This window comes from Arthrobacter sp. AB6 (assembly GCF_031844545.1).
In the GTDB taxonomy this organism is placed as follows: Bacteria; Actinomycetota; Actinomycetes; order Actinomycetales; family Micrococcaceae; genus Arthrobacter.
The window spans coordinates 60,349-85,188 of the sequence record NZ_JAUZVL010000012.1; the positions used below are offsets into that span (position 1 = coordinate 60,349).

The 24,840-nt window shown below is 66.3% G+C and carries 25 protein-coding genes; 1 reads left to right on the plus strand and 24 read right to left on the minus strand.

Going from position 1 to position 24,840, the window contains the following annotated elements:
• Window positions 1–3: 3 nt before the first annotated feature.
• From rpoZ to pyrR, 10 genes are all read right to left on the minus strand, one after another.
• A complete protein-coding gene (gene rpoZ, locus Q9R30_RS11320; RefSeq protein ID WP_104998041.1) occupies window positions 4–264 on the minus strand; it encodes a DNA-directed RNA polymerase subunit omega in 261 nt (86 codons plus the stop codon).
• A 15-nt stretch (window positions 265–279) separates the two neighbouring features.
• Entirely contained in the window at window positions 280–876 is a 597-nt protein-coding gene (gmk, locus tag Q9R30_RS11325; protein ID WP_311217642.1) for a guanylate kinase, read from the minus strand.
• Window positions 877–922: 46 nt separating this feature from the next.
• The gene (gene mihF, locus Q9R30_RS11330; protein ID WP_104998043.1) at window positions 923–1,240 is read right to left on the minus strand and encodes an integration host factor, actinobacterial type; all 318 of its coding nucleotides are present in this window, start codon (window positions 1,238–1,240) and stop codon (window positions 923–925) included.
• A gap of 111 nt (window positions 1,241–1,351) precedes the next feature.
• On the minus strand, window positions 1,352–2,224 hold the full coding sequence (pyrF, locus tag Q9R30_RS11335) for an orotidine-5'-phosphate decarboxylase (RefSeq protein WP_311217643.1): 873 nt from the start codon (window positions 2,222–2,224) through the stop codon (window positions 1,352–1,354).
• Window positions 2,217–5,531, minus strand: coding sequence for a carbamoyl-phosphate synthase large subunit (gene carB, locus Q9R30_RS11340; RefSeq protein WP_311217644.1), 3,315 nt, complete (start codon window positions 5,529–5,531; stop codon window positions 2,217–2,219). Before carB ends, pyrF begins: the two co-directional genes overlap by 8 nt.
• Entirely contained in the window at window positions 5,531–6,838 is a 1,308-nt protein-coding gene (gene carA, locus Q9R30_RS11345; RefSeq protein ID WP_311217645.1) for a glutamine-hydrolyzing carbamoyl-phosphate synthase small subunit, read from the minus strand. The genes carB and carA overlap by 1 nt, the downstream gene beginning before the upstream one ends.
• Window positions 6,819–7,340, minus strand: a complete 522-nt coding sequence (locus Q9R30_RS11350; protein WP_104998047.1) for a hypothetical protein — start codon at window positions 7,338–7,340, stop codon at window positions 6,819–6,821. Before Q9R30_RS11350 ends, carA begins: the two co-directional genes overlap by 20 nt.
• Window positions 7,340–8,692: a dihydroorotase gene (locus Q9R30_RS11355; protein ID WP_311217646.1), complete on the minus strand. Its 1,353-nt coding sequence runs from the start codon at window positions 8,690–8,692 to the stop codon at window positions 7,340–7,342. Before Q9R30_RS11355 ends, Q9R30_RS11350 begins: the two co-directional genes overlap by 1 nt.
• Window positions 8,692–9,717: an aspartate carbamoyltransferase catalytic subunit gene (locus Q9R30_RS11360; protein WP_104998049.1), complete on the minus strand. Its 1,026-nt coding sequence runs from the start codon at window positions 9,715–9,717 to the stop codon at window positions 8,692–8,694. Before Q9R30_RS11360 ends, Q9R30_RS11355 begins: the two co-directional genes overlap by 1 nt.
• On the minus strand, window positions 9,714–10,301 hold the full coding sequence (gene pyrR, locus Q9R30_RS11365) for a bifunctional pyr operon transcriptional regulator/uracil phosphoribosyltransferase PyrR (protein ID WP_104998050.1): 588 nt from the start codon (window positions 10,299–10,301) through the stop codon (window positions 9,714–9,716). The genes Q9R30_RS11360 and pyrR overlap by 4 nt, the downstream gene beginning before the upstream one ends.
• A gap of 189 nt (window positions 10,302–10,490) precedes the next feature.
• On the opposite strand from pyrR, the gene Q9R30_RS11370 reads away from it, so the two are divergent.
• The gene (locus Q9R30_RS11370; RefSeq protein WP_104998051.1) at window positions 10,491–11,768 is read left to right on the plus strand and encodes a PrsW family intramembrane metalloprotease; all 1,278 of its coding nucleotides are present in this window, start codon (window positions 10,491–10,493) and stop codon (window positions 11,766–11,768) included.
• A 12-nt stretch (window positions 11,769–11,780) separates the two neighbouring features.
• Here Q9R30_RS11370 and Q9R30_RS11375 read toward each other — a convergent pair whose 3' ends face one another.
• The 14 genes from Q9R30_RS11375 to aroC all read right to left on the minus strand — a co-directional run bounded on the left by Q9R30_RS11375 (window position 11,781) and on the right by aroC (window position 24,834).
• On the minus strand, window positions 11,781–12,617 hold the full coding sequence (locus tag Q9R30_RS11375; protein WP_104998052.1) for a triose-phosphate isomerase family protein: 837 nt from the start codon (window positions 12,615–12,617) through the stop codon (window positions 11,781–11,783).
• A 9-nt stretch (window positions 12,618–12,626) separates the two neighbouring features.
• Window positions 12,627–13,979 (minus strand): MFS transporter, encoded by a 1,353-nt coding sequence (locus Q9R30_RS11380; protein ID WP_104998053.1) that lies wholly within the window; start codon window positions 13,977–13,979, stop codon window positions 12,627–12,629.
• A 155-nt stretch (window positions 13,980–14,134) separates the two neighbouring features.
• Complete coding sequence (locus Q9R30_RS11385) at window positions 14,135–14,902, minus strand: SDR family oxidoreductase (protein WP_311217647.1); 768 nt, start codon at window positions 14,900–14,902, stop codon at window positions 14,135–14,137.
• Between the two features lie 28 nt (window positions 14,903–14,930).
• Complete coding sequence (locus tag Q9R30_RS11390; protein WP_311217648.1) at window positions 14,931–15,923, minus strand: 3-hydroxyacyl-CoA dehydrogenase family protein; 993 nt, start codon at window positions 15,921–15,923, stop codon at window positions 14,931–14,933.
• A 2-nt stretch (window positions 15,924–15,925) separates the two neighbouring features.
• A complete protein-coding gene (locus Q9R30_RS11395; RefSeq protein ID WP_104998056.1) occupies window positions 15,926–16,444 on the minus strand; it encodes a ribose-5-phosphate isomerase in 519 nt (172 codons plus the stop codon).
• Entirely contained in the window at window positions 16,441–18,216 is a 1,776-nt protein-coding gene (gene dhaL, locus Q9R30_RS11400; RefSeq protein ID WP_311217649.1) for a dihydroxyacetone kinase subunit DhaL, read from the minus strand. The genes Q9R30_RS11395 and dhaL overlap by 4 nt, the downstream gene beginning before the upstream one ends.
• Before the next feature lie 58 nt (window positions 18,217–18,274).
• Entirely contained in the window at window positions 18,275–19,279 is a 1,005-nt protein-coding gene (locus Q9R30_RS11405) for a sugar phosphate isomerase/epimerase family protein (RefSeq protein WP_311217650.1), read from the minus strand.
• 163 nt (window positions 19,280–19,442) lie between these two features.
• Window positions 19,443–20,171: a GntR family transcriptional regulator gene (locus Q9R30_RS11410; protein WP_311217651.1), complete on the minus strand. Its 729-nt coding sequence runs from the start codon at window positions 20,169–20,171 to the stop codon at window positions 19,443–19,445.
• 116 nt (window positions 20,172–20,287) lie between these two features.
• Window positions 20,288–20,698 carry a transcription antitermination factor NusB gene (nusB, locus tag Q9R30_RS11415; protein ID WP_311217652.1) on the minus strand — a complete coding sequence of 137 codons (411 nt, stop codon included), beginning with the start codon at window positions 20,696–20,698 and terminating at the stop codon, window positions 20,288–20,290.
• Window positions 20,695–21,258, minus strand: a complete 564-nt coding sequence (gene efp / locus Q9R30_RS11420) for an elongation factor P (protein ID WP_050054941.1) — start codon at window positions 21,256–21,258, stop codon at window positions 20,695–20,697. The genes nusB and efp overlap by 4 nt, the downstream gene beginning before the upstream one ends.
• Before the next feature lie 203 nt (window positions 21,259–21,461).
• Window positions 21,462–21,980, minus strand: a complete 519-nt coding sequence (locus Q9R30_RS11425) for a tetratricopeptide repeat protein (protein ID WP_311217653.1) — start codon at window positions 21,978–21,980, stop codon at window positions 21,462–21,464.
• Window positions 21,980–23,071 (minus strand): 3-dehydroquinate synthase, encoded by a 1,092-nt coding sequence (gene aroB, locus Q9R30_RS11430; protein ID WP_311217654.1) that lies wholly within the window; start codon window positions 23,069–23,071, stop codon window positions 21,980–21,982. The genes Q9R30_RS11425 and aroB overlap by 1 nt, the downstream gene beginning before the upstream one ends.
• Window positions 23,068–23,634, minus strand: a complete 567-nt coding sequence (locus Q9R30_RS11435; protein WP_311217655.1) for a shikimate kinase — start codon at window positions 23,632–23,634, stop codon at window positions 23,068–23,070. Before Q9R30_RS11435 ends, aroB begins: the two co-directional genes overlap by 4 nt.
• Window positions 23,635–24,834, minus strand: a complete 1,200-nt coding sequence (gene aroC, locus Q9R30_RS11440; protein WP_311217656.1) for a chorismate synthase — start codon at window positions 24,832–24,834, stop codon at window positions 23,635–23,637.
• Window positions 24,835–24,840 lie beyond the last annotated feature (6 nt).

The following is a 24,840-nucleotide window of genomic DNA, read 5'->3' on the forward strand; positions in this document are numbered from 1 at the left end:
GTTTTAGTCCGCAGGCTGGATCGGCGTGGAGACCAGCTTGCCTTCGTTGATCTCGCGGAGCGCGATCGAGAGGGACTTCTCGTTCAGCTTGGTGTCAACCAGCGGGCCGACGTACTCGAAAAGGCCCTCGTGCAGCTGGGCGTAGTAAGCGTTGATCTGACGAGCACGCTTGGCACCGAAGATCACCAGGCCGTACTTGGAATCTGCCGCTTCGAGCAGCGAGTCGATCGGCGGGTTGATGATGCCTTCAAGGTTCGTGGACACGAATTCTCCAAAGTTCTAGCGGGTTGACGGTTCCGGCAAACCGTGCGGATGCGGGGTCAGCCCCATGAGTGAAACTAGCTCGTCCGCTGCCCGGCGAACGTCGTCATTGATGACGGTATGGTCGAACTCCGGTTCAGCAGCAAGTTCCAGTTTAGCGGTTTCCAGGCGCCGCTGCTGTTCCTCGGGGGTTTCGGTGCCCCGGCCCACCAGGCGGCGGACCATTTCGTCCCAGCTGGGCGGGGCAAGGAACACGAACTGGGCGTCCGGGACAGCGGCCTTCACCTGCCGCGCACCCTGCAGGTCGATTTCCAGGAGCACGGACCGGCCCTCGGCGATGGCCTGGTTCACCGTGCTCTTCAGGGTCCCATAGGTGTTTTGGCCGTGGACCACTGCCCATTCCAGGAGTTCGCCCTCGGCGATGAGTTTTTCGAACTCTTCCTTGGACTTGAAAAAGTAGTGGACCCCGTCCTGCTCGCCGGGGCGGGGTGCACGGGTGGTGGCGGATACCGACAGCCAGACCTCGGGATAGTTGTCCCGGATATAGGTGGACACGGTGCCTTTGCCAACAGCCGTCGGACCAGCGAGGACTGTCAGTCCGGGTTTCTTGCTCACGTATTCCTTTGCCGGGGTTTGGGGTAAAGCGGGCTTACGGCCCGCCCTAATTCTCGTCTATAAAATCTACCAGCGCCCGGCGCTGGTGAACGCCCAGGCCACGGACCCTGCGGGAAGCGGCGATTCCCAACTGGCCCATGATCGCCGCGGCGCGGACCTTTCCGATGCCCGGAAGTGCCTCCAGCAGTTCGGAAACCCTCATCCGCGCCAGTGCATCGTCCTGCTGCGCGGAGTCGATGATGTCCGCGCAGGACCTCTTGCCGTTCTTCAGGCTTTCCTTGGCCGCCGCGCGGGTGGCCCTGGCTGCTGCTGCCTTGTTCAGGGCGTCAGCCCGTTCCGACGCGGATAACGGTCGCAGGACCATGTGGGCACCCCCGGATTCGGCGGACTGTGTCCAAGGGCGGCCGCCCTTGGACCTGTCCTGAAACTACCCTTTGGTGCTGCCCGAATCAATGCATCCGGTGAAAACACGCCGCTATTCGCTGCGTAGGCCGTCCAGTGTCCGCTGCGCGGCGTCCCGCAGGCTGCCCAGGTCCGGCCCGGCGGACAGGATGTCCCGGCTCGATGTTCCGAGGACCTGCGGATAGGCGGTACCGAAGGTGGCGCGGAGGTCGGCAGGCGTGGCTCCCTGCGCCCCGAGGCCCGGCGCCAAGAGCGGGCCTCGAACCGCAGCCAGGTCCAGCTCCAGTTCGGCGAGGGCCGAGCCCACGGTTGCACCCACCACCAGGCCCACAGAACCCAGGCTCCCGGGGTAGCGCCGGTTTTCCGCCGCGGCAGCTTCCACAATCCGGCGTGCCACCGAATCCGCTCCCCCGACATGCTGAACGGAGGGGCCTTCGGGGTTGGACGTCAGTGCAAGGACGAAGACGCCGCGGCCGGTCTCCGCAGCCAGGTCCAGGGCTGGCCGCAGCGACTCAAAGCCGAGGTACGGGCTCAGTGTCACAGAATCGGCCGCCAGCGGGGATCCGTCCCGGAGCCAGGCGTCGGCATAGGCCGCCATGGTGGAACCGATGTCTCCGCGCTTGGCATCCGCGATGGTGAGCACCGACTCATCGCGCGCTTCGGCAAGGAGTTCCTCCAGCACGGCCATCCCGGCGGAGCCGTGGCGCTCGTACAGCGCCACCTGCGGCTTGATGGCGGCAGCGAGCGAACCCACGGCCTCCAAAACCGTCAGCGAAAACCGCCTCAGCCCGTCGGCGTCGTCGTCCAGCCCCCAGGCCTTCAAGAGCGCTGGGTGCGGATCGATGCCGACGCAGAGCGGACCCCGGGCGGCCATGGCTGCGCCAAGCCGGGAGCCGAAGGGCTCCCGGCCCTGCACTTCAGCGGACGCTGGTGCCTGCTCAGGCACGCTGAAGCGCCGCCTTCTGGGACTCCGCCAGGGCAGCAGCGTGCTCCTGCAGGCTGGTGACGGACCATTCGTAGGTCCGCATGGCCTCGATGGCCTGCACCGCGGCGTTGAATTCGGCCACCGTGGTGATGCAGGGGATGCCGATGGATGTGGCCGCCGCACGGAGTTCGTAGCCGTCGCTGCGGGCCTCGCCGCCGGACGGTGTGTTGAAGACCATGTCGATCTCACCCGCGATCACGAGGTCGGCGATGGTGCCTTCGCCCTCGGCGCTGCTGCCTTCTGCGACCTTGCGGACCGGCGTGGCCTGGATGCCGTTGCGGCGCAGGACGTCGGCAGTGCCGCCAGTGGAGACGATCTCGAAACCGAGGTCGGAGAGGCGCTTGACGCCCATGATCACCGAGCGCTTGTCCCGGTTGGCCACGGAGACAAAGATCTTGCCTTCGGTGGGCAGTGCGTTGTTGGCGGCGGCCTGGCTCTTCGCGAAGGCGGTGTCAAAGTGCTTGTCGATGCCCATCACCTCGCCGGTGGAGCGCATTTCCGGGCCGAGCAGCGAGTCCACAACCTTGCCTTCCAGCGTACGGAAGCGGCTGAACGGCAGGACTGCCTCCTTGACGGAGACGGGGGCATCCAGGGGCAGGGTGGATCCGTCACCGGTCTCGGGCAGCATCTTATAGGCGCTGCGGAGCTGGTTGATGGTCACGCCGGTGCCGATCAGGGCGGCGGCCTTGGCCATCTGCACTCCAGTGGCCTTGGAGACGAACGGCACGGTGCGGGAAGCACGCGGGTTGGCTTCCAGGACGTACAGGACATCCGAGGCGAGGGCGAACTGGATGTTGATCAGGCCGCGGACGCCTACGCCTTCGGCGATGGCGCGGGTTGCCGTGCGGACCCGTTCAAGGACATTGGTGCCCAGGGTGATGGGCGGCAGGACGCAGGCGGAGTCGCCGGAGTGGATGCCGGCTTCCTCGATGTGCTCCATGATGCCGCCCACATAGATGTCCGTGCCGTCGAAGAGTGCGTCGACGTCGATTTCGACGGCGTCCTCCAGGAAGCGGTCGATCAGCACCGGGTGGTCCGGGGTGATTTCGGTGGCGTTGGCGATGTAGCGGGACAGGTTGGGTTCGTCGTAGACGATCTCCATGCCGCGGCCGCCCAGCACGTAGGACGGGCGGACCAGGACCGGGTAGCCGATCTCGTCGGCGATCTTCTTGGCGTCCTCGAAGGAGACGGCCGTGCCGTTCTTCGGGGCAATCAGGCCCGCCTTGTCCAGGACCCGGGAGAAGGCGCCGCGGTGCTCGGCGAGGTCGATGGCCTCCGGGGAGGTGCCAAGGATGGGGACGCCGGCGTCGGCCAGCTGCTGCGCCAGCTTGAGGGGGGTCTGGCCCCCGAGCTGGACGAAGACGCCCATCACGCCGCCGGTACGTTCCTCGGCAGCGATGACCTCCAGCACGTCCTCGAGCGTGAGCGGCTCGAAGTACAGGCGGGTGGAGATGTCGTAGTCGGTGGAGACGGTTTCCGGGTTGCAGTTGACCATGACGGTCTCGTAGCCGGCCTTGCGCAGCGCCATGGAGGCGTGGACGCAGGAGTAGTCGAACTCGATGCCCTGGCCGATGCGGTTGGGCCCGGAGCCGAGGATCAGGATGGACGGCTTGGAGTGCAGCGCAACCTCGTCCTCCTCGTCGTAGGCAGAGTAGTGGTAGGGCGTGTATGCGGCGAACTCGGCGGCGCAGGTGTCCACGGTCTTGTAGACGGGGCGGATACCCAGGGCCTGGCGCACTCCGCGGACCACGGCCTCCGAATTGTGGGTGAGGGAGCCGATTTGCTCGTCGGAGAAGCCGTGGCGCTTAGCCCGCTTGAGCATGTCAGCCGTCAGCGCACCGGCCTGGCCGATCTCGCGGGAGATCTCGTTGAGGAGCTGGAGCTGGTCGAGGAACCAGGGGTCGATCTTGGTGGCCTCGAAGAGCTGCTCCACGGTAGCACCGCCCAGGAGGGCGCGCTGCACCTGGTGCAGCCGCTCCGTCGTCGGGCGCTTTGCCTTTTCGATGAGCTCGGCGACTTCCCATTCCGGGACCGAGCTGAAGTCCAGCTGCGAGCCCTTCTGCTCCAGGGAGCGGAGCGCCTTCTGCAGGGCTTCGGTGAAGTTGCGGCCCATGGCCATGGCCTCGCCCACGGACTTCATGGTGGTGGTGAGGGTGTTGTCCGCCGCCGGGAACTTCTCGAACGCGAACCGCGGGACCTTGACCACTACGTAGTCGAGCGTGGGCTCGAAGGACGCCGGGGTCTTCTGGGTGATGTCGTTGGGGATCTCATCCAGCGTGTAGCCCAGGGAAAGCTTGGTGGCGATCTTGGCAATCGCAAACCCCGTGGCCTTGGACGCCAGCGCCGAGGACCGGGACACCCGGGGGTTCATCTCGATGACCACCACGCGGCCGGTGGCGGGGTCGATGGCGAACTGGATGTTGCAGCCGCCTGTGTCCACGCCCACTTCGCGGATGACGGCGATGGAGATGTCGCGCAGCCGCTGGTATTCACGGTCCGTGAGGGTGAGGGCCGGCGCCACCGTGATGGAGTCGCCGGTGTGGACTCCTACGGGGTCGAAGTTTTCAATGGAGCAGACCACCACGACGTTGTCGTTCTTGTCGCGCATCATCTCGAGCTCGTATTCCTTCCAGCCGAGGATGCTCTCTTCGAGCAGCACCTCGCTGGTGGGGCTGTACTGAAGGCCCTGGCCCACGATGCGGCGGAGGTCTTCCTCATTGTAGGCAAGGCCTGAGCCCAGGCCGCCCATGGTGAAGGACGGTCGGACCACCATCGGGTAACCGAGGTCGTCCGCGGCCTTCAGGGCCTCATCCATGCTGTGGATGATGTGGCTGCGGGCGGACTCGGCGCCGCAGCGCTCCACGACGCCCTTGAACTTCTCGCGGTCCTCGCCAAGCTCGATGGCGGCGATGTTCGCGCCGATCAGTTCCACGTTGTACTTCTCCAGCACACCGTTCTTGTCCAGCGCGATGGCGGTGTTCAGCGCGGTCTGCCCGCCGAGCGTGGGCAGCACGGCGTCGGGGCGTTCCTTGGCGATGATCTTCTCCACCACCTCGGGGGTGATGGGCTCGATGTAGGTGGCATCGGCGAACTCGGGGTCCGTCATGATGGTGGCCGGGTTGGAGTTGACCAGGATGACCCGCAGGCCTTCCTCCTTCAGGACGCGCAGCGCCTGCGTGCCGGAGTAGTCGAACTCGGCGGCCTGGCCGATGACGATCGGGCCGGAACCAATGACGAGGACGCTCTTGAGATCTGTACGTTTCGGCATTACTTCTTGTCCTCAGTCTTGTTGTCGTCGTTGTGACCGGCACCAGCAGCGGTACCGGCAGCGGGGTGGGCGGAGTCCACCGGTTCCTTCGACAGGTTGGCGGTCCTGCCGTCCCGGGTGCCCTCCATCAGTTCAATGAAGCGGTCAAAGAGGTAGGCGGCGTCGTGGGGTCCAGCGGCTGCTTCCGGGTGGTACTGGACGGAGAAGGCGGGGATGTCCAGGCAGGCGAGGCCTTCCACCACATCGTCGTTCAGGCTGACGTGGCTGACCTCAACGCGGCCGTAACGTGCCTCCGGCGCCTGCGTGGCGCCGTCGAGCGGTGCATCAACGGCAAAGCCGTGGTTCTGGGAGGTGATCTCCACCTTGCCGGTGCGGCGGTCCAGGACGGGCTGGTTGATGCCGCGGTGGCCGTACTTGAGCTTGTAGGTGCCGAAGCCGAGCGCGCGGCCCAGGATCTGGTTCCCGAAGCAGATGCCGAAGTAGGGCAGCTTTTCGTCCAGGACGGAGCGGAGGAGCTTGACCTGGGCGTCGGCCGTGGCGGGGTCGCCGGGGCCGTTGGACATAAAGAAACCGTCGGGGTTGACGGCCTTGACGTCTGCCAGGGTGGCGGTGGCCGGAAGCACGTGCACGCGGACGCCGCGCTCGGCGAACCGGACCGGGGTCATGGCCTTGATGCCAAGGTCGATGGCGGCGATGCTGAAGCGGGGTTCGCCGTCCCAGCCGTGGTCCCTGGGTTCCACCACGTAGGCTTCGTCGATACTGACTTCCTCGGCCAGCCGGGCGCCTTCCATCGGGGCGCTGGCCAGTACGGCGTCGAGCAGTTCCTTGTCCGTGGCCTCGGCGGCCTCGCCGGAGAAGATGCCGGCGCGCATGGTCTTGTGTTCGCGCAGGTGGCGGGTGATGGCGCGGGTGTCCACGCCCTGGATGCCGACGATGCCCTGCGCCACCAGCTCCTCGTCCAGCGAACGCTCGGAGCGCCAGTTGGAGGGACGGCGGGCGGCATCCCGGACGACATAGCCGGCCACCCAGATGCGGCGGGACTCGGCGTCCTCATTGTTCACGCCGGTGTTGCCGATGTGCGGTGCGGTCTGCACCACGAGCTGGCGGGCGTAGGAGGGGTCCGTAATGGTCTCCTGGTAGCCGGTCATGCCGGTGGCGAAGACTGCTTCGCCCAGCGCGGTTCCGGTGGCGCCGTAGCTGCTTCCGCGGAAGATGCGGCCGTCTTCGAGCACCAGCGCAGCGGAAGCGGAAACTGGGGCGGTTACTGCGGTGTTTGTCGTCACTGTCTTACTTTCCACTATTGGCATCAGCCGCGGGGGCCGAAGAGATCAATTCCTGAAGTGCTGCGATGAGCACGATCCTGTCCTCTGCGCGCCTGGTCCGGAAGCCGGTGTCCAGCACGTGGCTGCCGTGCTCCCATGCAAGGACCAGGAGGCCGTCCTTCTCCACGAACTTTCCGGCCATCCCGCTGTCCAGCCGCACGCCGGCCAGGGACGCCGCCGGGATGTAGAGCGCCGGAGCGCCGGAACGGTCAAAGAGGACGCCGTGCCTGTAGACCTCCAGCGTGGCATTGGTGCGGATGCCCAGCGCATGCACGGCGATCCGGTCCAGCCAGTCACCGGCGGTGGTGGACGCTACGTACTGGCCCTCGGCGGCGGCGAACGGCTCCCCCGGCGCCTCCGGCACCACAGGCAACTGTTCGACGTCGGACTGGCGTCGGAGGCGGTTCCGCCAGCCCATCCAGATGAGGGCGAATGCTATGGCGATCAGGCCCAGCGTAATGAGCAGCGATAGTAGCTTGGTGTCCATCAGGCTGCGCCTGCTGTTGTGGCCAACCCGTACGGGTATGGCGTGTTGAGCTCGCCGTTGAGGACGGTGGGGTGGCCCTTGAAGAACGTCGCCACCACCTTGCCGGGCAGTTCCATGCCCTTGAACGGTGAGTTCCGTCCCATAGTGGCCATCTTGGCAGGCTCCACGGTCCAGCGCGCGGCCGGGTCCACCAGCGTGATGTTGGCGGGCTCCCCTGCTTCCAGCGGCCGGCCCTGATCCTCGAGGCGGCCGATCGCCGCAGCCGCCGTGGAGGTCACCCTGGCGAAATCCGCCCAGGTGATCAGGCCGGTTTCGATCATGGTGTGCTGGACCACGGACAGGGCAGTTTCCAGTCCGGTCATTCCCATGGCCGCCTGCGCCCACTCGCATTCCTTGTGCTCACTGGGGTGGGGCGCGTGGTCCGTGCCGACGACGTCGATGGTGCCGTCGGCGAGGCCGGCGCGCAGGGCCTGGACGTCGGCGTCGGTCCGCAGCGGCGGGTTCACCTTGTAGACGGGGTCGTAGCTGCGGACCAGGTCGTCGGTCAGGAGCAGGTGGTGCGGGGTGACCTCGGCAGTGACGTTGATGCCGCGTTCCTTGGCCCAGCGGATGATTTCCACCGAACCGGCGGTGGAGACGTGGCACACGTGGAGCCGGGACCCAACGTGCCGGGCCAGCAGGACGTCGCGGGCAATGATGCTCTCCTCCGCCACCGCGGGCCAGCCTGCCAGCCCCAGCACGGCGGACACCTCGCCCTCGTTCATCTGGGCGCCGGCGGTCAGGCGGGGTTCCTGCGCGTGCTGGGCCACCACGCCGTCGAACGCCTTGACGTATTCCAGCGCACGGCGCATGAGGACGGGATCGTGGACGCAGATGCCGTCGTCGGAGAACATCCGGACCCTGGCGCGGGAATCGGCCATGGCGCCCAGCTCGGCAAGCTGTTCCCCGGCCAGGCCCACGGTGACGGCGCCGACGGGCCGGACGTCCACCCAGCCGGCCGTTTGGCCGAGGGTGTAGACCTGTTCCACCACGCCGGCAGTATCTGCCACGGGAGTACTGTTGGCCATCGCATGGACCGCGGTGTAGCCGCCCAGCGCGGCGGCCCGGGTTCCGGTCTCCACGGTTTCGGCGTCCTCGCGGCCGGGTTCGCGGAGGTGGGTGTGGACGTCCACCATGCCGGGCAGGGCCACCAGGCCGGCGGCGTCGATCACCGTGGCGCCCGTGGCCCGGTCATCGGCGGCAAGGCCGGTGCCGGTTTCGGCGATGAGCCCGTCGCGGATCAGCAGGTCCGTCGCTTCGCCGCCCAGGATCGAGGCGCCGCGGATCAGGTAGGTTCCGGTGTTGGCTGCCATCAGTTGCTCTCCTTGGTGGAATGGGTGCCGGCATACGCCAGGGCGGGGGTGGCGGCTGGTCCGCGGGTGTCCCCGGAGAGCAGCAGGTAGAGTGCGGCCATGCGCACCGAGACGCCGTTGCGGACCTGGGCCAGCACGGTGGAACGCGGTGAATCAGCGGCTGCCGCCGAAATTTCCAGGCCCCGGTTCATGGGGCCGGGGTGCATGATGATGGTGTCCTTCATGCCCAAGGTGTCCAGCGCCCGCAGGCGGTTGTCATCAAAACCCCAGCGGCGGGAGTACTCGCGGGTGCTGGGGAAGAAGGATGCGTTCATGCGTTCACCCTGGACGCGGAGCATCATGACGGCGTCAACGCCCTGTTCGAGGGTTTCGTCCAGGTTGTAGCTGACTTTGCAGGGCCACTTTTCGACGCCGATGGGCAGCAGGGTGGGCGGCGCCACGAGGGTGACGTCGGCACCGAGGGTGCGCAGGAGCCAGACGTTGGAGCGCGCCACCCGCGAGTGCAGGACGTCGCCGGCGATGGCCACCCTCATGCCCTTGAGGTCAGCCCCTTCGGAGCCGGTGCCGGCCAGGCGGGCCCAGTGCCGGCGCATGGTGAAAGCATCCAGCAGTGCCTGGGTGGGGTGTTCGTGGGTGCCGTCCCCGGCGTTGATGACGGCGGCGTCGATCCAGTCAGTTGCGGCCAGGCGGTGCGGCGCACCGGAGGCCCAGTGGCGGATCACGACGGCGTCCGCGCCCATGGCGGAGAGCGTCTGGGCGGTGTCCTTCAGGGACTCCCCCTTTGACACCGAGGATCCTTTGGCGGCGAAGTTGATGACGTCCGCCGAGAGCCGCTTGGCGGCGGCCTCGAAGGAGATCCGGGTGCGGGTGGAATCTTCGAAGAAGAGGTTCACTACGGTACGGCCGCGAAGGGCCGGGAGCTTTTTGACCTCGCGGTCGCCCACGGCAGCCATTTCCTCGGCGGTATCGAGGATACGGATGGCATTGGCGAGGCTGAGGTCCCCGGTGGAGAGCAGGTGCTTCATGAGCGGCCCTCGATAACTACTTCGTTGACGGGCGCGCCGCCGGGGGCGGTGTCGGTTTCCTCAAGCCGGACCCTGACCTTTTCCGCAGATGACGTGGGCAGGTTCTTGCCGACGTGGTCCGCCCGGATGGGAAGCTCCCGGTGGCCCCGGTCGATCAGGACGGCGAGCCGGACGATGCGGGGGCGGCCGAGGTCCACGAGGGCGTCCAGGGCGGCGCGGATGGTGCGGCCGGAGTAGAGGACGTCGTCGATCAGGACCACCACCTTGTTGTCGATGCCGGTGCGCGGCAGCTTGGTGGGGTACGGCGGCCGGGTGCCCTGGTGGGAGAGGTCGTCACGGAACATGGTGACGTCCAGCTGGCCGACGATGGCCGCTGCGTCCACGGTGGGATCCGCGGCGGCGATTTTCCCGGCGAGCCGGACAGCGAGCGGGTAACCGCGGCGCGGGATGCCCAGCAGGACGAGGTCCTGGGATCCCTTGTTGGCCTCAAGGATCTCATGGGCGATACGAGTGAGGGCCCGGTCAATGTCCGCCTGGCTGAGGACAACCCTGGCTGGAACCGGTGCGCTGGTGACGTAAGTCAACGCTCGTCTCCCCTTTCCCCGCCTCACGGGACGGAATTAAAAAAGGATCATGTGCGCCTCAAAATTACCACAGCGGCCTCCCTGGACGTGCGTCGGGAGGACGCGGTGATGGTCACACTTAGGCTGCCTATTGCGGCCGGCCCGGCTTGATCTTAGGTGTCCCGGCGACTCGCACCTAGGCTTTTCGGTATGTCGATGCATCCGAGCACCCCTGCGTCCGGCCGGCCCGAAGACCCATGGGAACGGGGAACCGCGCCGCTGCCCGCCGAGGCCAACCCCAGCTGGATGGGGCACGTGCAGCCGGGGAACTACCGTCCGGCGCCCGGGCACCAGGGGGCGCCGGTTGGAACTGTGGTGCCGCCGCAGGTCCAGGGAACCATGGTGAAGGCGGGCAGGTCCCGCAGCGGACTGCTGGGTCTGACCGTGGGCGTCAGTGCCCTGGCCCTCCTGAGTCTTTTCCTGGTGGTGCCGTTCCTGCTGTCCAGCACGGGGCCGGCCGGGTTCGTGGTGGGGTTCCTGGCATCATTGATCCCCTTGTCCGTGGTGCTCCTGGCCGTGCACATCATCGACAAGTGGGAGCCCGAGCCAAAGCGGCTGCTGTACTTCGCCTTCACGTGGGGCGCCGCGGTATCCATTGCCGTAACGCTGCTCATCCAGCCGTTCTTTGTCCTGACGTACGAGTTTTCGGACGCGGCGGACCTCCGGACCTACATGGCCACCGTGCAGGCTCCGATTGTGGAGGAGTTCGCTAAATCCCTGGGGCTGCTGATGCTGCTCCTGCTGGCGAGGAAACACTTTGACGGGCCGGTGGACGGCGTGGTCTTCGCGTTCACCATCGCCGGAGGTTTCGCCTTCACGGAGAACATCCTGTACTTCGGCAGGGCCATCGCGGAGTCGGCCGATCCCGCGGGCGAGTTCGCCCAGGTCTTCTTCCTCCGCGGGGTCATGTCGCCCTTTGCGCACGCGATCTTCACGGGCACCACCGGGCTGGTCATGGGGTTCGCCGCCCGGCGCTGGCATACCGGCGCCTCGGTGGCCGCTTTCCTGGTGGGGCTGCTGCCTGCCATGTTCCTGCACAACCGCTGGAACAGCATGGGCCAGGGCTTCCTGGTGGACTACGTCCTGGTCCAGGTGCCCATCTTCTTCCTTGCCCTGGGCGGCATCATCCTGCTGCGCGTCGCGGAGAAAAGGCTGACCCGGCAGCGGCTGCTCGAGTACTCAGCGGCAGGCTGGTTTACTCCGGCCGAGGTGGAGCTCCTGGCCACCGCGGGCGGACGGCGGACGGCATTGAACTGGGCCGGCAGCTATGGCAGGAAACGGCAGATGAAGGAGTTCCTGAAGGCCGCCACGCATCTGGCAAACACCCGGCAGCGCATCCTGAGCGGCCGCGATGTCCAGCTGCACCAGGCTGAGGAGCGGCAGCAGCTGCAGCGCATCCTGGCCCTGCGGGCCGCCGTCGCCGGCTGACGCCCCGCCCGCTCACCTGACCGGGTACGCGGACGCCTTCGGTATCAGTGCCAGCGCCTCGTCCAGTACCTTCCCGAAGTTGCCGGGATCGTGGGCAAAGCGGCCCAGGAAGAGTCCCGATGCCCCGTGGAGCAGGGGAAGGAGTCCCGGCTTCGCCGAGCCGCCATAGATGATTGGCACGCTTCCCGGCGTCCCGCCCTGTCCGGAGGCTTCCCCTTCCAGCAGCATGCGCAATGAACGCAGAACTGCGGAGATGTATCCTGCCCCGGCCGGTTCTGCCGCCCCGATGGCCCAGACAGGTTCGTAAGCGACGATGAGCCGCGAGGCCAGGGCCCAGTCTCCGCCCACGGCATCGTGGATCTGTCGGTGGACAAAGGTGGCGGCAGCCGTTGGCCCGGTTGTCCCGTCCTGTGCTTCCTCCCCCACGCACAGCAGGGGTGTGATGCCGGCGTCGTCTGCCGCCCGGACCTTGCGTGCGATCATCGCGTTGTCCTCGCCGAAATGGCGCCGCCGTTCGGCGTGCCCGATTTCCACCAGGCCGACCCCCAGCTCCCCCAACAGGGACGGAGCCACTTCCCCCGTCCAGGGCCCGTCCTCCCAGCCGCAGTTCTGCGCGCCGAGGCGGACCGGCGATCCTTCAAGGATCCGGTTGGCGGCGGGCAGTACCGGGAAGGTGGGGACCACAAACGGGACCACCCGTCCGGCCGCCAGGGCCGGACGGATGTCCACTTCATGCCGGATGCCGGCGAGCCACTCAAGGGAGTCGGCGTACCCCAGGTACATTTTGGTGCTGACGCCGACGTACACCGGTTCAGTGTCCTGGCGGTCATTTGTGCTGCAGTCAGGCATGGGCGGCAATCACTTGTGGTCGAGCAGATCGTCCGCCTTGTTGCGGAACCGCTTGGTGGCGTACATCATGACGGCGGCAACGAACGGCAGGACGCCCAGGGCGTAGACCCCCATGGTGCCGGTTTCCGATGCCGTGACCTGGTTGACCGTGGTGCGCAGGATCGGGGCCACAAAGCCGCCCAGGTTTCCCAGCGAGTTGATCAGGCCGATGCCCGCCGCGGCTGCCGTTCCGGTGAGGAAGGCCGTGGGGTAGGACCAGGCGATGGGGCCGATGGACAGGAAGCTGCACACTGCCAGGGTGATGAAAATGATGCCCAGGGCCGGAACATGGTTGGCGCCTGCCCAGGCAGAGCCGAAGATGCACAGGCCGGTGGAGAGGAACAGGCCGGTGCCCCAGACCCGGCGGCGGACTATGGTGTTGGCGGCTCTGCCGATGAGGTAGCACGCGAAGATGCCGAAGAACCAGGGGATCGCTGCCAGCAGGCCCACCATCAGGCCGACCTTCTGGCCGGTCAGCTGGGACACCTGCTGCGGCAGGTAGAACGTCACGCCATACACAGCCACCTGGAGGCAGAAGTAGATGGCCGTAAAGTACCAGACCTTGCGGTTCTTCATGGCGGCGACAACGCCGCGGGGGCCGGTTTCTTCCTTGACGGTGTCCTCCAGCGCCATGACATCCAGCAGGGCCTGCTTTTCGCCTGGGTTCAGGAATTTGGCGTCCTGCGGGCTGTTGATCAGGAAGAAGTAGGCGGCGATGCCGGCCACAACGGCGAGCATGCCTTCCACGAAGAACATGACCTGCCAGCCGGCAACGCCGGGAACCTGGTCGCCGATGTTGATCAGCCAGCCGGACAGCGGGGCACCCATCATCTGCGAAAACGGCTGCGCCAGGTAGAAGATGGCGAACATCTTCACGCGCACCTTGTTGGGGAACCAGGCCGCGAGGAACATGATGACGCCCGGGAACAGGCCCGCTTCGGTCACACCCAGCAGGAAGCGCAGGATGATGAAGGATGTCTCGCCCTGAACGAAGGCGAAGCAGGCGGACACGATGCCCCAGGTGATGGCGATGCGGGCCAGCCATACCTTTGCGCCGAACTTTGTCAGGAGCAGGTTGCTGGGAATTTCGAACAGAGCGTAGCCGATAAAGAAGATACCGGCGCCAAGGGCGTAGGCACCTGCGGTGACCCCGCGGTCCACCCCGAGCGCTGCCTCGGCGAAGCCCACGTTGGTCCGGTCGAGGAACGCAACAATGTACAGGATGACGAGCATCGGCATGAGCCGGAAGGAGGCCTTGGAGATCGCCGATTTAAGGACCGGCGAATCCAGGAGCTCCTTGGTGGATGCTGCTGTTAGGGACATCGAAAACTCCTCTTTGAGTATGTGAGAAATGGGTGCGCGGTGATGCTCGAGTTACAGCGGGAAGGCGATGAGAACCACGCCCACCAGGCAGGCGAGCACGCCGATTGCCAGGTAGATCCGTCGTTCCTTGGTCCAGGCGCCCATGGGGTCCTTTCCTAGTGCATGTAGAGCCCGCCGTCCACATTCAGCGTCTGGCCGGAGATGTACCCGGCGTCCTCGCTGATGAGGAAGGCGATGGCGGCCGCGACGTCGCGGGTGGATCCCACCCGGTTGACCACCAGGTCGCGGGTGAGTTCTTCCTTGCGTTCCTCGCTAAGGGTGCCGCCCATGATGTCGGTGTCGATCGGGCCCGGGGAGACGGCGTTGACGGTGATGTCGTACTCCCCCAGTTCGCGGGCGGTGGAGCGGGTCAGTCCGATCACACCGGCCTTGGCCACCGAGTAGGGCGTTTTGGAGAACGTTCCGCCGCCCCGCTGGGCGGACACCGAAGAGATGTTGACGATCCGCCCGATCCGGTTCTTGGCCATGGACTCCGCCACGCGGCGGGTGGCGTAGTGGACGCCGTTCAGGTTGATGTTCAGCACGCGGTCCCACTCGGCCGCGTCAAGGTCCAGGTACGGTACCGGGGAGCTGACGCCGGCAATGTTGGCCAGGGCCACCACCTGCGGCAGCTCGGCTTCGATCGAGTCTATGGCGGCGCGGACGGAGCCTTCGTCAGCCACGTTGGCACCGGCGCCGTGGGCCTGCACGCCGTACCGGGACGCTGATTCCTTGGCCGTCGCCTTGCAAAGCGCGTCGTCGAGGTCAATGATGCCGATGTTCCAGCCCTGGGCCGCAAGGTAGTTGGCGGTGGCCCGGCCGATACCGCGCTCGGAGACGGCCCCGGTGACGATGGCCGTGCGTTGTGAGGGAAAAGTACCCATGCTTGCTCCTGTGAGTAGGAAGGGATGGTCAGCTGATGGGTGCCGGGCCGAGCTCATCAAGCAGTTTCTGCATGGCCACGTACGCTTTGTTGCGGTATGCGATGAGTTCGGGCGTGCGCTCGGCAGGGACATTGAGGAAGCCGGCGCCGGTCTTGGTGCCGAGCTTCCCGGCCTCCACCAGGTCGCTGAGGATTTTCGGCGTGGCAAACCTCTCCGGGAAGTCGGTCTGCAGGGACTTGTAGCAGAAGTTGTAGACATCCAGCCCGGCCATGTCCGCAATGGCGAAGGGCCCAAAGAACGGCAGCCGGAAACCAAAGGTGGTGCGGACCAGTGTGTCAACGTCGTCCGCCGTCGCAATCCCCTGCTCCACCAGCTGGGCAGCCTCATGGAACAGTGCATACTGCAGGCGGTTGAGCACGAAGCCGGTGACGTCCTTGACCACGGCTGTCTGCTTGCCGGCGGCGTGGACCAGGTCGCGTGCAGCACCAACGGTGGAGGCGGCGGTGCCTGCATGGGGAATGATTTCCACACCGGGGATGAACGGCGACGGGTTGGAGAAGTGCACGCCGAGGAAGCGTTCCGGGTTGATGACCGGCCCGGACAGTTCGGCGATGGAAATGGTGGAGGTGTTGGAACCGATGATGGCGTCCGGCCTTGCCGCTGCGCTGATGCGTGCCAGCGTCTGGTGCTTGATGGCGATGACCTCGGGGACGGCCTCTTCGATGAAGTCAGCGTCCGCTACGGCTTCCTCGATGTCCTTCGCGGCCCAGAGGTTCTGCTTCAGGATCTCGGTGCTGCCGGCGGGGAAAAGGCCATCGGCCACGAACTGGTCCGATTCGGCCAGCAGGCGGTCGTAGTTGCCCTGCGCCACTTCGGCGGACACGTCCGCCAGTGCAACACGCGCTCCTCCCAGCGCCAGGACCTGGGCGATGCCGCCGCCCATGTAGCCGGAGCCGACGACGGCGATCTTCCGTGCGCTGCTGGCATTAGTTGCAGTTGGGGTGCTTGCTGGTTCGGTCATGGTCAGATTGCCTTCGTGTAGTCGGGCTCGTAGGAGCAGATGGCGTCCACCTTGGCGGCGGAGGCTGAAGTCTCATCGAAGCGGTAGTCGAGCCATTCGCCCACCAGCTTCTTGGCCAGTTCGAGGCCGATGACGCGCTGGCCCATGGTGAGGACCTGGGCGTTGTTGCTCAGGACCGAGCGTTCCACCGAATAGCCGTCGTGGGCCGTAACCGCACGTATGCCCGGGACTTTGTTGGCCGCGATGGCCACCCCCAGGCCGGTACCGCAGATCAGCAGGGCGCGGTCTGCCTCACCCTCTGCCACTTTCCGGGCGGCGTCCACGGCAACGTGCGGGTACGCGGTCGAGTCATTCGCGCCTACGCCAATGTCGACGACGGACGCCACTCGGCTGTCTGCCTCGAGCAGCGCCTTCAGGGCATTCTTGTATTCGACGCCGGCTTCATCGTTGCCAACGACAATGCGCCATCCTGCTGCCGCGCCCTGTCCTGGATTCGGTCCTGTGTTCTGTCCTGCGCTCATTCTTTTGCTCCATTTCCGGCCGCGGAAGCGGCCAGGGAATCAGTCAGCGTGCTATCGGCCGTGCCGGATTCGGCATAGCGTGAGATCCGGGCTGCGATGAGCCCGAAGGAAACGGCGCCCGGATCGGGATGCCCCAGGCTCTTCTCCGCAAGGGGCCGGGCACGGCCCTTGAGCGGCCGGAGGGAAGCAGTGGCGTCCGCCGCCTCCTGTGCAGCAGCAGCCGCCGCTGCAAGCGCCCCCTTCACCTGCGTGCCGCCGTCGAACGCTGCCCGGAAAGCCTCCTCGTAGGGAAGCAGCGCGTCCACCATGGTCTTGTCCCCCGGTTCAGCCCTGCCCAGTTCGGTGACGGCATCGACGAACGCGGTCACGGCGGCGGCGGCGTCGTCACCGCCGTACGAATCCTTGTTGCCTAGCGCCAGCCCGGCAGCAATCACGGCCGACCCCCACAACGCACCGGAGGTGCCGCCGGCGCGTTCACTCCAGGCCTCCCCCGCCGCCGCCAGCACGCGCTCGACGGAAGCTCCGGCGGCCGCTGATTCAGTGGCAGCCGCCGCTGCCGCGTCCACGCCGCGGCGCATGCCGATGCCGTGGTCGCCGTCGCCGGCAATGGCGTCCAGCCTGCCAAGTTCCTCTTCATGTTCGACGACGACGGCCTGCACTTGGGCGAGCAGGTCGGCTGCCAGCCGGCCCACGGCCGCCGCAGCGGCCGTCGCCTCTTCCACGTCGCCGGCTGCCTCATCCTCGGCTCCGGCGAAGTGCCGGCGGGCACGCGGTGCGAGGTTTCCCTTCCGGAAAGCGGGGGTGTCGGCAGGCGCGGCCCAGTACCGCTCCAGCTCGTCGTCCAGCCAGAGCAGGGTGAGGGAGAGCCCGGACATGTCCAGGCTCGTGACCAGTTCGCCGCACTCGGGCTCCACAACGGTGAGGCCGGCGGCAGTGAGGAGTTTCTCGATCTTGCCGTAGAGCAGGAACAGTTCCTCGTATTTCACGGTGCCCAGGCCGTTGACGATGGCAACTACGCGGTTTCCCGCGTCGTCGGGTTTGTCGACGAGCAGCCTGGAGACAAGGAGTTCTGCGAGCTCGGACGCCGTGGGCATGGGGTGCTCAGAGATGCCCGGTTCGCCGTGGATCCCCAGGCCCAGCGACATCTGGCCCGCGGGAACGTGGAACAGCGGCTCCCCGGCGCCCGGAAGCGTGCAGCCATCAAAGGCCACGCCGAGGGACCGGGTGCGGTGGTTGGTCCGGATGGCAAGCCGTTCGACGGCGTCAAGGTCCAGGCCCGCTTCGGCTGCGGCGCCGGCGATCTTGAAGACCGTGAGGTCGCCGGCTATGCCGCGGCGTTTGCCGATCTGGTCCAGCGGCGCACTGGCGATGTCGTCGGTGACGAGGACGGTGCGGGTCTCGATGCCCTCGGCGTTAAGGCGGAGCTGGGCCTGCCCGAAGTGGAGCACGTCCCCCGCGTAGTTGCCGTAGCTCAGCAGGACGCCGCCGCCGGCGCTGGCAGCCTTGGCCACCCGGTAAACCTGCCCGGCGGCAGGAGACGCGAACATGTTGCCGCACGCGGCGCCGGCGGCGAGGCCCGGTCCCACCAGTCCGGCAAAGGCCGGGTAGTGGCCGGAGCCGCCACCCACCACCAGGGCGACCTGGCCGGCGGGCATCTCGGTGGAACGGACCACACCGCCGTCCACCCTGGCCACGTACGCGCGGTTGGCTGCGGCAAAGCCGTCCAGTGCCTCATCCGCGAAGTCTGCGGGGTTGTCGAAGATCTGGGTCATGGTTTCCTCATTGAAATCCGTAGGAGAGTGTTGCCGTGGGCATGAAAGCCGGATGCAATCAGGCGCTGGTGAGCGCCACTGCGGACGGCTGCTGGCGTCCTTGGGCCACCTGGCTCGTGCCCAGCGCGTATCCGTGGGTCTTGGGGAGGACGTGGCGGCGAAGGTAAGCCTGGTTGCTGGCGGTTACGCTCAGTCCGTCGCCGCCGTAGTGCTCGGTGCAAAGGATGCCCTGGAAGCCCACGGACAGGGCGACCTTGAAGGCCTCGCGGTAGTTGATGAGACCGCTCTCCATGGGTGCCGGCATGGTGACGTACATGTCGCGGGCCTCGTCTTCGTCCCGGATGTAGTTCTTCATGTGCCAGTAGTTGGAGTACGGCAGGGTCTTGGCCACCATCTCGCGCCAGTCCTCGATGGGGCGGTGCAGCCGGATAAGGTTGCCGAGGTCAGGGTTGAGGCCAACGTTGTCGAGGCCGATGTCCTGGACCAGCTTCACGGAGGAGTCGGCGGTGCCCAGGTATGTGTCCTCGTACATTTCCAGGGACAGCAGCACGCCCACCTCGGCGGCGTGGCGGCCCAGTTCACGGAGGCGGGTCACCGCGTTGTTCCACGCTTCCTTGTTGCCTTCAGGGTCCTTGTAGCCTTCCACCGTCCAGAACCACAGGTGCTTCTGCTGCTCCGCCGTGATGGCCTGGTGGAGGCCGAAGGAGACAACCTCGCAGCCCAGCTCTGCTGCGGCGTCAATGGTGCGGTGGCTGTAGGCCAGGTTTTCTTCCCACTTGCCTTCTTCGATGACGCTGCGGCGGATGGCCGAGATCACCGGCACGCCGATCCCCACCGTGTCCGCGGTCTGCTTAAACTCGGCCAGGCGCCCCTGGCTCAGATCGCCCGGGCGAACCCAGCTGTCCGTGAGGTCCGCGTTGGCGAAGCCGGCCTCCTTTACCTCGGACAGGACGTCGGCCCAGACGGAGGCCTCGGCGTCGTTCACGTGGACACCCTCGGCGTCCGTTCCCGGAAATTGCAGCAGTGCCGCGGTGATGGGCCAGTTGTCGGCTGTGTACGCCATGGTGTAGCTCCCTTGCTAGATCCTCTTTCCTATAGGATTTATTATTGCAGCGGTGTTGTCAAGGTCACACAGACGCGGGGGCAACCCAACTAAGTAGCGCCAAGTGTCGTTTTGGGGGTTCAAAACGACACTTGGCGCTACCCAGTTGGGTCGGGGGGCTGGTTCAGCCTGCCGGGGCGTCAGCCATGGCCCGCGCACGGACCTGCCTGATGTGCGCGGCCATTGCAGCCTCGGCCTTGCCGGGATCGCCCGATAACAGGGCCTTCAGCACCGCCTGGTGTTCGGCTATTGCGCTGTCGGCGTCGGTAATTCCCACTCCCCCGAAGAGCCTGAACCGCTGGATCTGGCCGCCGAGGGACGCATAGGCGGCTTCCATGAACTGGTTTCCGGTGTGCTGGGCGATGAGCTGGTGAAAGCGCTCGTCGGCTTCCAGGTAGTCCTTGTACTCGGCGAAGGACGGGCCCCGTGGAGCGGCCTTCAGGTCCTCCACCGCCTTTTCCAGCTCGGCGAGGCCCTTCCGGCCGATCCGTTCGCAGGCGAGCTTGGCGTTTACGGGCTCGATAGCCAGCCGGGCCTCCATGAGTTCGGCAAAGTCCTCCCTTGTGAACACCGGAGCCACCCGGTACCCCTTGAGGGCCACCCTCCGGACCATGCCCGTGTGCTCCAGCCGCGCCAGTGCCTCGCGGACCGGCGTGGGCGAAACGTCAAGGTCCCGGGCGGTACCGTCGATGCTGACCACGGCTCCCGGCGCCAGCCGGCCGTCCATAAGGGACGCCAGCAGTTCCGCATAGACGTGGTCGGCGAGCACCTGCCGGCTGACAGCGCGGCCCGGCCGCCGGACCGTCACTGTGTCCTGCGGCCGGGGCCCGTTGTCCTTTGGGGCTTTCTGCATGCTCAGATCCTATAGGGTTCAAACGACGCGGGACCTGCCAACAAGCCGCGGTCCCACGGGTAGGCAGGCATCGAAAAGCCCCGTCCAGGCGTGCCGGACGGGGCTTGTCGGTTTGGTTATGCGAGCAGGGAAGGCTTCAGCTGCTGAAGGCGGCCCAGGAGTCCGTTGATGAACTGGGGCGATTCGTCAGTGGAAAGTGTCTTGGCCAGCGCCACCGCTTCGCTCACCGCCACCCCGTCCGGAATATCGTCGTTGTACAGGAGTTCCCAGGTGCCGATGCGCAAGATGATGCGGTCTACCGACGGCATCCGCTCGAGGCTCCAGCCCTGGGAGTACGTCTCCAGGAACTCGTCGATGGCGGTTTGCTGGGACAGCACACCCTCAACGATTTCGATGGTGTACGGGTTGATTACCTGGTCAGTCTTTTCCCGCCGGGAGCGGATCACGTCAAAAGCGGAAACCGAGCGCTGCTCAGCTTCAAAAAGAACGTCCAGTGCCCTGTTACGGGCTTTACCGCGTGCGCTCACTCAGTGACCCGGCCCAGGTAGCTGCCATCGCGGGTGTCCACCTTGACCTTGGTGTTGTTTTCGATGAACAGCGGAACCTGGATCTCGTACCCGGTTTCCAGGGTTGCGGGCTTGGTGCCTGCGGAGGAGCGGTCACCCTGCAGGCCCGGCTCGGTGTAGGTGATTTCCAGCACGACGCTCGGCGGCAGTTCGATGTACAGCGGGGTGCCCTCGTGGATGGCGATGTTGACCATCTGGTTCTCGAGCATGAAGTTGGTGGCGTCGCCCACCGTGGCGCCGGAGACAGTGATCTGGTCGTAGTCCGAGGTGTCCATGAACACGAAATCGGCGCCGTCCTGGTACAGGTACTGGTAGTCACGGCGGTCAACCGTTGCGGTCTCGATCTTGAGCCCGGCGTTGAACGTCTTGTCCACGACCTTGCCGGACATCACGTTGCGCATCTTGGTGCGAACGAACGCACCGCCCTTGCCCGGCTTGACGTGCTGGAATTCGATAATGTTCCAGAGCTGGCCCTCAAGCTTCAGGACCGTTCCGTTCTTGATGTCGTTAGTGGTTGCCACTGTTTCCTCTGGTTTCTCTGTCTGGTCGCGTTGTCAGACGTTGTATGCCGGGCAGGCAGCCTCAACGGACTGCCGGCGCGTGTTTGTCAAAAATCGGGTGGTTAAAAATTCAAGAACCATTCTACCGGGTAAATCGATGGCGCTTTCCGGCCGGGGCTTCGGGCAGCTGCTGGAGGGCAACAACACAGGAACCGCTGCCGGTGTCAGCAGGCCAGGTCCAGGACATCCCGGGCACGCTGCAACGCCACGGTGGACGAGTAGATCTGGGCCGCGTCGGCGGACTGCGCCACCCGCAGGTCGAGTGCGCGAGCGAACGATTCAACAGCTGCGGACATCTGGCCGGCACTGTACTGGGTCTTTCCCAGGAACTGCCACACGAGGGCCTCCCGCGGCGACCCCTGTACTTCGGCCAGGAGCTGGCGGAAGAGCTCCACGGCACGGTCCAAGCGGTTTGAAACCCGCAGCACCTCAGCCTCGAAGGTGCGCAGCCGGAAGGATTCGGGGTCCTTGAACCGGGCTTCGGCCAGCAGTTCGGCGGCCTCGGAGGCGTGTCCTTCCACCAGGAGGACGAAAATATGGTCTGCCGGATCGGTGGATACCGCCAGCGCCTCCCTGCAGGCGTCCTCGTTCACAATCTCCGGCAGCAGCGATTCCGGGTTGATCCGGATACCCGGGAAACCGGCCTCGGGCCAGTCTGCTGTTCCTTGCATGTCCCCCTGCATCAGGAAGCAATTTCCTGGTACGCGGCGAACAGCAGGGAGGTGTCCGGGACGTCGAGGATTCCTGGTTTTGCCACGCCGTCCAAAACAACAAAGCGCAGCAGGTCGCCGCGGGACTTCTTGTCGCGCCGCATCCCGTCAAGGAGGGCTTGCCACCGGTCCCGCCGGTAAGTAACCGGAAGCCCCAGGCTCTCAAGGACGTTCCGGTGCCGGTCGGCGTCGGCATCGCTGAGGCGGCCCACGCTGCGGGCCAGCTCGGCGGCAAACATCATGCCAACGGAAACAGCGGCGCCGTGACGCCACGAGTAGCGTTCGACGAGCTCGATGGCATGCCCGAGGGTGTGCCCGTAGTTCAGGATTTCCCGCAAACCGGATTCCTTGAGGTCCTCGGAAACCACCTTGGCCTTGACGGCGATGGCCCGTTCGATCAGCTCCCGGAGGACCTCCGACTGCGGATCCACCACAGCGGCCGGGTCCTTTTCCACGAGGTCGAGGATGGCGGGATCGGCGATGAAACCGCACTTGATGACTTCCGCCATCCCGGAAACCATCTCGTTGCGGGGCAGCGTGTTGAGGGTGTCCAGATCCGCCAGCACGCCCGCCGGAGGATGAAAGGCGCCCACGAGGTTCTTGCCTTCGGCCGTGTTGATGCCGGTCTTCCCGCCCACCGAGGCGTCCACCATGGCGAGCAGGCTGGTGGGCATGTGGATGACCTTGACGCCGCGCAGCCAGGTGGCGGCAACGAATCCGGCGACATCCGTGACTGCGCCTCCGCCGACGGCGACGATGGCGTCGGACCGGGTGAAGTCGTTCTGCCCCAGGACCTGCCAGCAGAAGGCAGCCACCTGGATGTGCTTGCCCTCTTCGGCGTCCGGGATTTCCGCGGTCAGGGAGGTGAAACCTGCCGCGGCCAGCTCGTCGCGGACCGTGTCACCGGTGAGCCGCAAGGCACGCGGATGGATGACCAGCACACGCCGCACCCGCTCCCCCAGCAGGCCCGGAAGGTCACCCAGCAGCCCCCGCCCCACGACGACGTCGTAATTCTCGGCGGCGGAACTGCCTGTGACACTGATGACTGTTGATTCGGTGTTCACTTTTCAACTTCCTGTTTGGCAGCTGCGTAGTCCCGCAGTGCTGCTTCGAGCCGCGCGCCCAGCTCGGAAACCGAGCCGTGGCGCACGTCCAGGGTGATGTCAGCCAGCCGCTCATAGACTGGCTTGCGGGTGGCGAACATGGCGGTCCAGCGGCCCATGGCGTCCCCGGCAAGCAGCGGGCGCCCGGAGTTCCGGGCGATGCGGCCGGCCACCGTTTGCGCGTCGCATTCGAGGTACACCACGGTGCAGCGGCTGATCAGCTGCTGAGTGCCGGAGTCCAGCACCGCGCCGCCGCCGAGGGAGATCACTGCGACGGTTCCGTCCGCCGCTTCCACGACGTCGGCTACCGTCCGTGCTTCGATCTCACGGAACGCATGTTCACCGCGCCCGGCAAATATATCCGAAATGGATCCATGGCCGGCCACGATCACGGCGTCGGTGTCCACGAAAGGGACGCCGAGCTGATGGGCAAGCTGCTGCCCGATGGCCGACTTGCCGACCGCCATGGGTCCGATCAGGACAATGGGCCGGCCTGAGGGTCCGGTTTTGCTGCGGTGGGGCACTTATTGGCCGATCGAGTCCAGGGACGCCGGAATGCTGTCCAGGTACCCCTTGATGTTGCGTGCGGTCTCCGCGACGGAGTCCCCGCCGAACTTTTCGGTGACGGCCTCGGCGAGGACCAGGGCCACCATTGCCTCTGCCACCACGCCGGCAGCCGGAACCGCGCAGACGTCCGAACGCTGGTGGTGTGCCTTTGCAGGCTCCCCCGTGCTGACGTCGATGGTCTTGAGGGCGCGCGGCACCGTGGCAATGGGCTTCATGGCGGCCCGGACGCGCAGGACGTCTCCGATGCTCATGCCGCCTTCGATGCCCCCGGCACGGTTGCTGGCGCGGACAATGCGGCCGTCAGCCTCCCGCACGATTTCGTCATGGGCGGCGGAGCCGCGGCGCGCCGCTGTCTGGAAGCCGTCGCCGACCTCCACGCCCTTGATGGCCTGGATGCCCATCAGGGCGGCCGCAAGGCGGGAATCGAGGCGCCGGTCCCAGTGCACGTAGCTGCCCAGTCCTGGCGGGAGGCCGTAGGCGAGGACTTCCACCACGCCGCCAAGGGTTTCGCCCTCCTTGTGGGCGGCGTCCACCTCGGCGACCATCGCATCCGAGGTTTCGCGGTCGAAGCAGCGGAGCGGGTCGGCGTCGAGCGCAATGACGTCTGCGGGCACCGGAAGGGGACGCCCCTCCGGGACTGCGACAGTGGCGATGCTGACTGTGTGGCTGACCAGCTCGATGCCGAGGTGCTTGAGGAACTGTGCCGCAACGGTGCCCATGGCAACGCGGGTTGCGGTCTCGCGCGCGCTGGCCCGTTCCAGGACGGGGCGTGCCTCGGCGAAGCCGTACTTCTGCATTCCGGTGAAATCCGCATGGCCGGGACGGGGGCGGGTCAGCGGCGCGTTGCGTGCCTGGTCAGCGAGCAGTTCCGGGTCCACGGGATCCGCCGACATGATCTGTTCCCACTTGGGCCACTCAGTGTTGCCCACCTGGACGGCCACCGGGCCGCCCTGCGTGAGGCCATGGCGGACACCGCCAAGGATGGTCACTACGTCCTGCTCGAACTTCATGCGTGCGCCGCGGCCGTAGCCCAGGCGGCGGCGGGCCAGTGAATCAGCGATGTGCCCGCTGGTGATCTCCACACCGGCGGGGACGCCCTCAATAATTCCCATCAGGGCCGGACCATGGGATTCACCGGCAGTCAACCAACGCAACATATATTC